At 68.1% G+C, this 12,091-nt stretch carries 9 protein-coding genes; 7 read left to right on the top strand and 2 right to left on the bottom strand.

Going from position 1 to position 12,091, the window contains the following annotated elements; genetic code table 11:
* The first annotated feature begins 73 nt into the window (after window positions 1–73).
* The 5 genes from G6N34_RS08275 to G6N34_RS08255 all read left to right on the top strand — a co-directional run bounded on the left by G6N34_RS08275 (window position 74) and on the right by G6N34_RS08255 (window position 8,711).
* On the top strand, window positions 74–1,189 hold the full coding sequence (locus G6N34_RS08275) for an esterase family protein (RefSeq protein WP_085152496.1): 1,116 nt from the start codon (window positions 74–76) through the stop codon (window positions 1,187–1,189).
* A gap of 52 nt (window positions 1,190–1,241) precedes the next feature.
* The gene (locus G6N34_RS08270; protein WP_085152476.1) at window positions 1,242–2,813 is read left to right on the top strand and encodes an adenylate/guanylate cyclase domain-containing protein; all 1,572 of its coding nucleotides are present in this window, start codon (window positions 1,242–1,244) and stop codon (window positions 2,811–2,813) included.
* Between the two features lie 54 nt (window positions 2,814–2,867).
* Window positions 2,868–4,592, top strand: coding sequence for a hypothetical protein (locus tag G6N34_RS08265; protein WP_085152475.1), 1,725 nt, complete (start codon window positions 2,868–2,870; stop codon window positions 4,590–4,592).
* Window positions 4,593–4,633: 41 nt separating this feature from the next.
* The gene (locus G6N34_RS08260; protein ID WP_085152474.1) at window positions 4,634–6,046 is read left to right on the top strand and encodes an NCS2 family permease; all 1,413 of its coding nucleotides are present in this window, start codon (window positions 4,634–4,636) and stop codon (window positions 6,044–6,046) included.
* A 229-nt stretch (window positions 6,047–6,275) separates the two neighbouring features.
* Complete coding sequence (locus tag G6N34_RS08255; RefSeq protein ID WP_234812929.1) at window positions 6,276–8,711, top strand: glycogen/starch/alpha-glucan phosphorylase; 2,436 nt, start codon at window positions 6,276–6,278, stop codon at window positions 8,709–8,711.
* Window position 8,712: 1 nt separating this feature from the next.
* Here G6N34_RS08255 and G6N34_RS08250 read toward each other — a convergent pair whose 3' ends face one another.
* The gene (locus G6N34_RS08250) at window positions 8,713–9,219 is read right to left on the bottom strand and encodes a hypothetical protein (protein ID WP_085152472.1); all 507 of its coding nucleotides are present in this window, start codon (window positions 9,217–9,219) and stop codon (window positions 8,713–8,715) included.
* 115 nt (window positions 9,220–9,334) lie between these two features.
* Between G6N34_RS08250 and G6N34_RS08245 the strand changes: the two genes are divergently transcribed.
* Window positions 9,335–10,915 carry an aspartate-alanine antiporter-like transporter gene (locus G6N34_RS08245; protein ID WP_085152471.1) on the top strand — a complete coding sequence of 527 codons (1,581 nt, stop codon included), beginning with the start codon at window positions 9,335–9,337 and terminating at the stop codon, window positions 10,913–10,915.
* Window positions 10,916–10,927: 12 nt separating this feature from the next.
* Window positions 10,928–11,467 (top strand): YceI family protein, encoded by a 540-nt coding sequence (locus tag G6N34_RS08240; protein WP_407663216.1) that lies wholly within the window; start codon window positions 10,928–10,930, stop codon window positions 11,465–11,467.
* Here the strand turns inward: G6N34_RS08240 and G6N34_RS08235 are convergent.
* The gene (locus G6N34_RS08235) at window positions 11,462–12,067 is read right to left on the bottom strand and encodes a TetR/AcrR family transcriptional regulator C-terminal domain-containing protein (RefSeq protein ID WP_085152470.1); all 606 of its coding nucleotides are present in this window, start codon (window positions 12,065–12,067) and stop codon (window positions 11,462–11,464) included. The two genes, G6N34_RS08240 and G6N34_RS08235, sit on opposite strands and share 6 nt — an antisense overlap.
* Window positions 12,068–12,091: the final 24 nt, after the last annotated feature.

Raw genomic sequence — 12,091 nt, 5'->3', positions numbered from 1 at the left:
CGATGTGACGGACACCCACCTGCTGCAAACCCGCACGGTCGTCGCCGCGCTGCTGGCGGCGCTGGTCCTCGCGATGCTGCCCCTTATGGGCCAACCGCCTCGCGCCGCGGCCTTTTCCACGACCGCGCCCGTCGAACAACTCGACGTCCCGTCGCCCTCGATGGGCCGCAACATCCGGGTGTCCTTCATGGGCGGCGGCCCGCATTCGGTGTACCTGCTCGACGGGTTGCGCGCCCAGGACGACTTCAACGGCTGGGACATCAACACCGCGGCCTTCGACTGGTTCAACGGCTCGGGGGTCTCGGTGGTGATGCCCGTCGGCGGGCAGTCCAGCTTCTACACCGACTGGTATCAGCCCGCGACGGGCACCGCGGGCACCACGACCTACAAGTGGGAGACCTTCCTGACCCAGGAGCTGCCGGCGTGGCTGGCCGCCAATCGCGGTCAGGACCCCAACGGCAACGCGGTCGTGGGACTTTCGATGGCCGGAGGCGCGGCGCTGACGCTGGCGATCTGGCATCCGCAGCAGTTCATCTTCGCCGGTGCGCTCTCCGGGTTCCTCAACCCGTCGCAGGGACTGTGGCCGACGCTCATCGGGTTGGCCATGAAGGACGCCGGCGGCTACAACTCGGTCAACATGTGGGGCCCGGCCAGTGACATCGCGTGGAAGCGCAACGATCCGATGGTCAACATCAACCGCCTGGTCGCCAACCGGACCGCGCTGTGGATCTACTGCGGCAACGGCATCCCGTCCGACGCCGACGGCGGCACCGACTTCGGCACCAACTTCAGCGCCCAGTACCTGGAGAACATCACCGCGAGCACCAACAAGGAGTTCCAGCGGCGCTACCTGGCCGCGGGCGGGCGCAATGCGGTCTTCAACTTCCCCGTCAACGGCACGCACAGTTGGGGGTACTGGGGTTCGCAGCTGCAGGCCATGAAGCCCGACCTGGTGCGCATCCTGACCACGCCCGCACTGCCGCCGGTGCCTCAGGTGCCGCTGCTTCCGGGCCTGGTGCCGGCCCCGGCCGCCGTGGCGCCCGGCACGGTGCCCGTGCCCGCAGGGGTGCCCGCGCCAGTTGCGGTGCCTGCGCTCGCGCTCGCGCCCGCGGCGCGCGGCGTCGCCCCGGTTCCCGCTGCCGCTCCGGTTCCCGCCGCTGCGACGGCACCCGTGGCCGCCCTGCCCTGACAGGTAGCGCACTACCCGCGTCACCATCGCGGCGCACCCGCACAGTGGACGGGTGCACACGGCGCAGTCGACGACCCCGCGCGCCCGGGTTCCGGCCAGGGAACCGCGGGCGGCCCGGCGTGCCGTCGACCCCCTGCGCGCAGAGGTGTTCCGCCGCTGGATCCTCGGCGCGGTCGCGGTCAGCGTCGCAGGCGGCGGCATAGTCTTCGCATTTCTGGCGTTCGCCGCACCGATCCTGCTGACCCCCAACGAGACTCACCGGCTTCTGATCCGCAGCACCGCGACCATTCTGGTGTTCGTCGCGATCGGCGTGCCCATCCTGCTGCGGTTGCGCCGCCGGCGCTTCGCGACGAGTACCGCGTGGCTGCGCGAATTCCGGTCGCCCACCGAACAAGAGCGACAGCAGACGCTGGCCGCGCCCCGGGAGGCGGTCCGGGTGTCGGCCGCGACCTGGGGCGCCTGCGCGCTGGCGTTCGCACTGCTCGGCGGGCTGGAGACGGTGCCCGCGGCGCTCTACATCTTCGGCACGGTCGCCTTCGGCGGCGTCAGCACCACCGCGGTGTGGTACCTGGTGGTCGAATGGGTGATGCGCCCCATCGCGGCGCGCGCCCTCGACGGCGAGTCCCCGGACCGGTCCTACGGGCCCACCATCGAACGACGTCTGGTCATGGCCTGGACGGTCGCCACCTGTGTGCCCCTGCTCGGCGTTGCGACGCTGACCATCGGTTACCTGGCCAGCGACGACTTCCGAGCCCCACGCACGCTGGCAGCCATCCTGGTGCTCGTCGGCATTGCACTGGTGGTCGGCCTGTTCACTCTGGTGGTCGCCGTCCGTTCGATCACGGGCCGGGTGAGTGCGCTGCGCAGCGCTCTGGCCCGCGTCCAGGCGGGCGACTTCACGGCCCAGGTCCTCGTCGACGACGCGAGCGAGATCGGCAGACTGCAGGCCGGATTCAACACCATGGCGGCGGGTTTGGCCGAGCGTGAACGGATCCGGGACACGTTCGGCACCTACGTCGACCGGGACGTCGCCGACCACATCCTCGGCGCCGACGACGGAGTCGACGGCTTGGAGGTCGACGTCACGCTGATGTTCGTCGACGTGCGCGGGTTCACCGGGTTCGCCGAAAACCTGCATCCCGTCGCCGTGGTCACCGTGCTGAATCGACTCTTCGAACGGATCGTCCCGCTGGTGCATCGACATGGCGGCCACGTGGACAAGTACGCCGGTGACGGCCTGCTGGCGGTGTTCGGTGCCCCGCGCCGCCACGACGATCATGCGGACCGGGCATTGGCGGCCGCACTGCTGATCGCCGACGCGGTGCGCGATGAGTTCGACGGTGAACTGTCGGTGGGAGTCGGGCTCAACTCCGGGCCCGTGATCGCGGGCAACGTCGGCGGCGCGGGGCGGTTGGAATTCTCCGTCATCGGCGACGCCGTCAACATCGCGGCCCGCGTCGAATCCGCGACGCGCCAGACCGGCGACGTGGTGCTGCTGACTGACCAGACCCGCGAACTGCTCACCGGTGCGCACGCCGAGCGCAGCGCATTCGTGGAACGCCCGGGTCTCATCCTCAAGGGCAAGACCACGCCCGTGCAGATCTTCGCGCCGGTCACCGAGTGAACCGGTCGCCCAAACCCCGGTCGCGCCGACGCCGCGCCCGCTACTGTCACCCGAATGACGTCGACATCCCCTGAATATGCGCGTTATATCGGCCGCGTCGGCGGCCTTGCCGTCGCCATGGGAATCGGGGTGGCGATCGCCCAGGGCGCCGCCGAAGCGGGCGCGGAGACCGAGGGCCCCAGCGGTCCGTCGGCCTCGTCGACGGATACCACGCCGAAACGCGAGGCCCGCGCGAAGACACTGACGGACCGCGTCGAGCGCAGCGTGACCCGCGCCGTGGAACGGATAGAGTCCCGCCGCCCGGCCCGCACCCTGCGCGACCCCGGCGACAGGCTTTCCGCTTCGGCGAATCCCTCTGCCCGGCAATTGGATCGGCCGCTGCCCCGGGCCCCGCGGGCACCATTGCGCAGTGTGGAACTGCTGAGCAACGTCGGTCTGGCACGCCCGACCACCGAACAGACCACCGTCACCGCCACCGATCCCCTGGCCACCGAGGATCAGTTGGCGGCCGAACGCCGCGCCGCCCAGATCGCCAAACGGCCTATCGTCCAGTTGACCAAGCTGGTGTTGAAGGTCGGCTGGTATCTCTCGGCACAGCGGAACTTCGCGCTGGTCGGCGGGGTGGACCGGGAGAATCTGGCGCAGCTCGATCGCTCGCTCGACGAGTACGTCAACCAGGCCGCCATGGAGGTGCAACTCCTCAACCCGAACAGACCCCGACTGATTCAGCAGGTGATGCCCCCACACACCTGGGGCGGTCAGTCGGTGGGCGGCACCCGAATCTGGTACGACAACCCCGACACCGTCTACCGGTTCGTCGGGGTCAACGCGGCCTCGACCTACGTCATCGAGGGCACCTACAACCCCGATGCCGTGCCGGTCGACACCAATTTCAGCGTGCTCACCGGACTCAACGGTGAGACCGCGGTGAATCGAAGCTGGGACGAGATCGAGAAGGATGAGATCACCGGCACCTTCAAGATCTACGTCGGGTCCGACCCGACCCGCAAAGACGACCCCAACTACCTTTACCTGACGCCCCAAGCAACGCTGATCACCACCCGGAACACCTTGTCCGACAAGGCCGCCGAAGAAGCCATGGGGTTGACGATCACCCGGACCAGCGGACCGCCCAACAGCCTGTTCGCTCAGATCGGCGGGTTCCTGATCCCCGGTATCGGGCCGGCGATCACCAAGAACCCGACGCTGGTGAAGCTGGTCTCGCTCATCCCGCCGCTGCCCCGTCCCCCGTTGGTGCTGCAGGCCGTCGAGACGTCCCTGCTGATGCTGATCCTCGGCATCACCAAACAGGATGAGTACATCGCGGTGGCCACCCGCGATCCCGCGACCGGCCAACTGCGCCAACCGAATACGCTGTCGGCACCCGCGCACAACGCGCAGTTCCTGGCCACGCAGCGCCAAAGCACCGGCTACTTCCAGTTGGCCGATGACGAGGCGCTGGTCGTCAGGGTCACACCCAACGGCGCCGGTTACTTCAACGTGCCGGTCACCAACGTCTGGACCATCACTGACAACGACCCCGGCGCGAGCCTCAACAGCGCGCACGCGGTGGACCCGGACGGGGACGGCACCTACCTCGTCGTGATCTCCCCGACCGACCCCGGCGTGGCCAACTGGGTGTCCACCGGCGGCCTGAACCAGGGCACGCTGTCGATCCGGTTCCAGGACGTCGACCCGACCCTCGGTGAGCCCGAGATCACCGCGGAGAAGATGACGCACGCGGAGGTTCAGGCGCTGCTCGCCCAGCAGTCGGCGTGACATCCCTGGCCGACAACGACCGCGCCCCCTAAGGTCGTCCCGTGACCAGACTGGACTCGTTCTTCGAGATCTCCGAACGCGGATCGACCGTGGCCGCCGAACTACGTGGCGGTGTCGTCACGTTCATCGCGATGGCCTACATCATCGTGCTGAACCCGATCATCCTGTCAGGGACGGCCGACGTCGCGGGCAACGAGCTGGGGTTCACGCAGGTCTCGGCGGTGACGTCGCTGGCCGCGGGCGTGATGACCATCGTGTTCGGTGTGATCGCCCGCCTGCCGTTCGCATTCGCAGCGGGTCTGGGCATCAACTCGTTCCTGGCATCTTCGGTGGTCGGCTCGCTGACCTGGCCCGAAGCCATGGGCCTGGTGGTGATCAACGGTCTAATCATCGTGGCGCTGGCGGTCACCGGTCTGCGCAAGCTGATCTTCGACGCCGTGCCCATGCAGTTGAAGCTGGCCATCACCGCCGGTATCGGGCTGTTCATCCTGTTCATCGGCATGGTCGACGCGGGATTCATCGGCTCGACGGGTTTCCCGTCCCCACCGGTGGGGCTGGGCCGTGACGGCGCCGGCTCCATCGACAGCGTGCCGACCGTGGTGTTCGTGCTGACGCTGCTGGTGACGGGCATCCTGGTCGCCCGCAAGGTGCGCGGCGCGATCCTGATCGGGCTCGTTGCGGGCACGGTCGTCGCGGTGGCGATCGAGGCGATCTGGCATCTGGGTTCGGCGCAGGACAATCCCGGTGGCTGGGGCCTGTCGGTGCCGACGCTGTCCGGGTCCCCGTTCGCGATCCCGGATCTGTCCCTGGTCGGCGAATTCAGCCTCAACAGCTTCACCCGCATCGGCCTCCTCGCCGCGGTGATGTGGGTGTTCACGCTGGTGTTCACCAACTTCTTCGACGCCATGGGCACCTTCACGGGCCTGTCGCGGCAGGCCGGTCTGGCCGACGCCGACGGCAACTTCCCGCGCCTGCGCTCGGCGCTGGTGGTCGAGGGCGCCGGCGCCGTGGTCGGTGGCGCCGCGTCGGCCTCGTCGAACACGGTGTTCATCGAGTCCGGGGCGGGCATCGGTGAGGGTGCGCGGACCGGCCTGGCCAGCCTCGTCACCGGCACGCTGTTCCTGGCGGCGATGTTCCTGACGCCCCTGGCAGCCATCGTGCCGTCGGAGGTCGCGGCGGCCGCGCTGGTGATCGTCGGCGCGATGATGGCCTCGCACCTGCGGGAGATCGACTTCACCGACTTCTCGATCGCGCTGCCCGTGGTGCTGACCGTGGCCGTGATGCCGCTGAGCTACTCGATCGCCAACGGCATCGGCGTCGGCTTCATCTCCTGGGTGGTGATCCGCGCCGCGTCCGGCAAGGCCCGCGAGATCAGCCCGCTGCTGTGGATCGTCGCGGTCGGTTTCGCGCTGTTCTTCGCGCGGGGCTGGATCGACTCCGTGCTCGGCATCTGAGCGCCCGACCCCTGCACCCAAACCGCACTACCGTAAAGCGGAGTTCACATACGCCTGCGCCCACGTGCGGCTCCCGTAACACAGGAGTGCCAAACTAACCCGTCTTTCCCAGCTGAATTACGGAGGGCCAGTGACCGAAGTGCAGAGTCGGCAACCGATCGATGAACCCGCGGACCTCGACGACGGCCTGCCCCAGACGCCCGCCCCGACCGGGCAGACCCGTTCTGGGATGACGGCTGAGGCCCTGTGCGCGGCGGTGTCGGATCACCTGCTGTACTCGATCGCTCGCCCGTCCGTCGCGCTGACGCCGGACCACTACTACCGCGCGCTGTCGCTGGCCGTGCGCGACCGCATGCAGAAGCGCTGGATGTCCACCACTCAGGACTGGCTGGACCTGTCGAACAAGGTCACCTGCTACCTGTCCGCGGAGTTCCTGATGGGCCCGCAGTTGGGCAACAACCTGATCAACCTGCAGATCGAACAGCAGGCCCGCGACGCGCTGGCGGCGCTGGGCCAGAACCTCGACGAGATCCTGGCGTGCGAGGAGGAGCCCGGGCTGGGCAACGGCGGCCTGGGTCGCCTGGCGGCCTGTTATCTGGACTCGCTGGCCACGCTGGAGCGCCCGTCGATCGGCTACGGCATCCGGTACGAGTTCGGAATCTTCAAGCAGGAGATCGCGGACGGCTGGCAGGTCGAGAAGACCGACAACTGGCTGGCCCACGGAAACCCTTGGGAGATCGAGAAACCGGACGCCAGCTACTTCGTCAACTGGGGCGGGCACACCGAGGAGTACGAGGACGTCACCGGCAAGTTCCGGGTGCGCTGGGTGCCGCACCGCGTCCTCAAGGGCACGTCGTACGACACCCCGGTGCAGGGCTACGGCGTCAACACCTGTAACACCCTGACGCTGTGGAGCGCCCGTGCCGTCGAATCGTTCGCGCTCGAGGCCTTCAACACCGGTGACTTCTACAAGGCCGTCGACGAGGAGGTCGTCTCCGAGACGGTGTCGAAGGTCCTCTACCCCAACGACGAACCCGAGGCCGGCAAGCGACTCCGCCTGCTGCAGCAGTACTTTTTCGTCACGTGCTCGCTGCAGGACATCCTGAGCATCCACCTGAACCGCGTGCTGCTGCCGTTGGAGGCCCTGCCCGAGAAGTGGGCGATCCAGCTCAACGACACCCATCCGTCGATCGCGGTCGCCGAATTGATGCGTCTGCTGATCGACGAGCACCAGTTGAGTTGGGACGACGCGTGGTCCATCACCGTGCGGACGTTCGGTTACACCAACCACACCCTGCTGCCCGAGGCGCTGGAGACCTGGCCGCTGGGGATGTTCGGTGAGGCGCTGCCGCGTCACCTCGAGATCATCTACGAGATCAACGAACGCTTCCTCGACGAGGTCCGGGACCGCTTCCCCGACGACGAGGACCGGGTTCGGCGGATGTCGCTGATCGGTGAGGACGGCGGCAAGTGCGTGCGGATGGCGCACCTGGCCACGGTCGGCAGCCACGCCGTCAACGGCGTCGCAGCCCTGCACTCCGAACTGCTGAAAGCCAGTGTGCTCAAGGACTTCTATGAGCTGTGGCCCGAGCGCTTCGGCAACGTCACCAACGGTGTGACGCCGCGCCGGTTCCTCGCGCTGTCCAACCCGGGCCTGCGCGGCCTGTTGGACGAGACCATCGGCGACGGATGGCTGACCGACCTGAGCATGCTCCGCGGGCTCGAACCCTATGCCGAGGATCCCGCGTTCCGCGAGCGCTGGCGAGAAGTCAAGCGCGCCAACAAGGCCCGGCTCGCCGAATACGTGCACGCCACGACCGGGATCGAACTCGACCCGTCGTGGATGTTCGACGTCCAGGTCAAGCGCATCCACGAGTACAAGCGCCAACACCTGATGGTGCTGCACATCATCGCGCTGTACCGCAGGCTGAAGCTGAACCCCAGCCTGACGATTCCACCGCGGGTGTTCATCTTCGGCGGCAAGGCCGCGCCCGGCTACTTCATGGCCAAGCGAATCATCAAGCTGATCAACGCCGTCGGCGAGACCGTGAACAGCGACCCCCAGGTCAACCGCTTCCTCAAGGTCGTGTTCCTGCCCAACTTCAACGTCAAGAACGCGCACCTGGTCTACCCGGCGGCCAACCTGTCCGAGCAGATCTCCACCGCGGGCAAGGAGGCCTCGGGCACCGGGAACATGAAGTTCATGATCAACGGCGCCCTGACCATCGGCACGCTCGATGGCGCCAACGTCGAGATCCGCGAGGAGGCGGGCCCGGAGAACTTCTTCCTGTTCGGCCTGACCGAGGATCAGGTGGAGGCCGCCAAACGTGACGGCTACTCCCCTGCGACCTTCATCGAGCGCGACGCCGAACTGGCAGCGGTGCTGGAACTGATCGCCGACGGCACGTTCACCCACGGTGACACCGAAGTGCTGCGCCCGGTGGTGGACAACCTGATCCACCACGACACGTTCCTCGCGCTGGCCGACTACCGCTCCTATGTCGACACGCAGGCCCGGGTCGACGCCGCGTGGCTCAAACCCGACAAGTGGAGCCACATGTCGATCCTCAACACCGCGCGCAGTGGCAAGTTCTCCTCCGATCGTGCGATCGCGGAGTACTGCGACGAGATCTGGAACGTGGGGCCGATGTCGGTGGAGTTGTAGTTCAGCGGCTGTCGCGCTTGGCCTGCCGGCGCGCGCCTGCGGCGATCGAACCGGCTTCGCGTTTCTTGCGCCCGGGTGACTGACGAGTCTTGTCCGTCAGCACTCGGGGCTTGACGCCCGAGGTCCGAGGCGGTTTCGCCGCGGACGCGGCCGGCGCCGCCTCCTGTCGGGCCTGGGCCAGGCGTTCCTCCTTGAGTTCCTTGGCGCTCTGCCGCGCGGCGGCGGCCACCTGCCGACTCACCCGGGCCAGGGACTCCTCGAAGATCTCTGCGCGGGCTGCATTGCGCGCGTTGGCCGGGCGGGCCTGACCACGAGCGCCTTTCGCCGAGACGCGCACCGCGGCATCGCGCCGGTACACCCCGACATGCTTGTTACGGGCGCGCCGGACTCGGGCGTGGAGGTCGAGCAGGGCGTCCTCGTCGAGGCCGCCCAACTCCTCGGGCGCGGTCTCTCGCACCAACACGAAATCGGCCTCACTCAGGGAACTCAACAGTTTCTGCGTCGCCATGACCCGAATTATTGACCTCGGGCGACGATAGTTTCAGTGAGTTGCCGGACTTCGGCATCGCCGCGCGCCATTTATGGTCTGATCGACATGTCGCCCAGCTTCGCGAGGAGCCGACATGCAGTGGTTTGTCGACAGTCCCCTGCTGACGCTGTTCTTCTGCGTCGGCGTCGGCAGCATGTTCGGCCGCATCCGCTTCGGCCCGGTGTCCTTTGGCCCGGCTGGCGCGCTGTTCGTCGCGTTGGCCCTGGCGGCCGTCGAACCGGAGGTCGGCCTGCCGCCGATCGTGACGAGCCTGTCGCTGTGCGTGTTCTGCTACGTCGTCGGCATCGCCGCCGGGCCGTCGTTCGTGACCGCGCTGCGCACCAGTTGGCAGCCCGTCGTCGTCTCCATTGTCGCGATCGTGGGCATGGCCGCCGCCGCCCTCGGCGTGGGCGCCGTGTTCGGCCTCGACACCGGCACCGTCGCCGGGGCGTTCTCCGGTGCGGGCACGGCCACCGCGGCGCTGGGCGCGGTGCAGCAGCAGCTCGCCGAGGGCGGCGCGATTCCGCCCGAACCGGCCATCGGCTACGCCGTCGCCTATCCGATCACGGTCTTCCTGACGATCCTCGCGTGCGCGTACCTCGTGAACGCGGGACGCCGCAGGCCCACCGCGGAGGACCGCGAGCAGCCTGCCCCGATCGTGGTGCGCACCCTGGAACTCGTCGGCGATCCCAACCTGAGTGTGCACGGCCTGGAGAGCCGATACGAAGCGGTGGTGTCACGGCTGACCCGCGGCGGGCACACCGTCGTCGCCCACGACGCCGAACGCCTGATCGCCGGGGACCTGCTGACGATCACCGCGCGGGAGGACGAGGTCGCGCGCATGATCACCGACCTGGGCCGGCCCGCCACCCAGGAGCCGTGGATGGACCGCTCCACCATCGACTTTCGCCGCATCACGCTGTCCAACCCCGAGTTCGTGGGTCGGCAGTTGCAGGATCTGCGCCTGGACGAGCGGTTCGACGCCGTGGTCAGCCGGGTCCGCCGCGGTGACATCGACATCATCGCCAGCCCGGACCTCGTGCTGCAGAGCGGTGATCGGCTCCGCGTGACCGCGCCCCGGGACAGGCTGGGTGAGATCACCACGGCCCTCGGCGATTCCGAGCGCACAGCCGGTGACATCAACGCCATCGGACTCGGTCTGGGACTGGCGCTGGGCCTGGTATTGGCGTTTCTCGAGATTCCGCTGCCCGGCGGCGGCACACTGGTGCTCGGCACGGCGACCGCACCCCTGGTGGTCGGTGTCATCCTGGGCGCGGTGGGCCGCACCGGTCCGGTGGTGTGGACGCTTCCCGGCAACGTCGCCAACACCCTGAATCAGTTCTCGCTGTTGGTGTTTCTCGTCGCCGTGGGAACAGGCGCCGGCGGCGACCTGGTGCCCGCACTGTCGGCGAACGGCGTGCAACTCGTGGTGCTGGGCGTGGCGATCTCGGCGGTCCACGCGGTGATCTGTGTGCTCGGCCTGCGCACCGTGCTGCGCTACGGCACCGCGCGAGCCTTGGGCGGGCTCACCGGATCTCAGCTCAACCCGGCGCCGTATGCCTACGCCATGACCCGGATGCCGGATCAGCGGGTCGCCCTGGGGTACGCGGTGCTGTTCCCGATGTCCATGATCATCAAGGTGTTCCTGGCACAGTTGATGGTGGTGTACTTCTGACGTCCCCTTACAGTGAAGCCCGTGAACCTCGATCAGTCCGACGGCACCCTGACCCTGCTGACCGGCGTGACGGGGGCCGCGGCACGGATGGGGCATCGACTGACCATCGCGATGGAGTCCTGGCGGATCAGTGTCGAGGAATCCGACGGTCAACCGGTCTCGGCGCACCTGACCGTCGACGTCGACTCACTGCGGGTGCGCAGCGGCGAGGGCGGCCTCACGCCGTTGACCGGTCCTGAGAAGGCCATCGTGCGCGCCAATGCGTGCAAGGCCCTCAATGCCAAGCGTTTTCCGACCATCGAGTTCCACGCCGAGGAGATCACCACCGCCACGGCCGGATACCGCCTGCGCGGGCCGCTGAGCATCCATGGGGTCACCAACACCGTCGACGTGGATGTCGACGTGGTCGACGTCGACGGCGTCTGGCAGCTCGGGACCCGGGTTGAGGTGTCGCACAAAGCGTTCAAGGTCAAGCCGTATTCGATGGCGATGGGCGCGATGAAGGTCGCCGACATCGTCACGGTCGAGTTCTCCGCGCAAGCGCGGTCATAGCGCGGGTCGCAACCCCCGCAGCAGTACCGCGAGGCCGAATTCGAACGCATCGTCGGCGCGCTGGGGTTTGGGCGCCCCGGTGGCCAGCGCTGCCGCGAGTTCCGGACCCACCTGCGCACTGGACTGCCACGGCTCGTCGGGAGCGGCCACATCCAGCGCCGCGCCCAGCACGAACGAGTCCATCAGAGTGATCGCCCGCAGGGTGTCGGCCGCGTCGAAGCCCGCGCGCGCCAGGGTGACGGCCAGCGCGTTGTACATGGTGATCGCGTGCGTGCTGTTGACGGCGTGCTCGGTCAACAACGGGATCAACTGCGGGTAGCGGGCGAAGCTGCGGCGGTAGGACCGCATGATGTCGGCCACCACCTCGCGCCACGGGCGCTCCGGATCGTCGGCGGGCAGTTCGACCTCGGACATGGCCCGCTCACGCAGCAGTTCGACGATCTCGTCGCGGCTGCTGACGTGGTTGTACAGCGAAGACGGCCGCACCTTGAGCTTCTGCGCGACCCCCGGCATGGTGAAGCCGCCCGTGGACTGCACGAGGCTCAGTGCCGCCTCCGCGATGCGCTCGGCGGACAGCAGCGGCGTGCGCGGACGACCCATTTTTCAACGTTCCCCTTGCGCGCT

Source organism: Mycolicibacterium confluentis (genome assembly GCF_010729895.1).
Lineage (GTDB): Bacteria > Actinomycetota > Actinomycetes > Mycobacteriales > Mycobacteriaceae > Mycobacterium > Mycobacterium confluentis.
The sequence above is the reverse complement of the archived record's forward strand: the minus strand, read 5'-3'. Positions and strand labels throughout refer to the sequence as shown.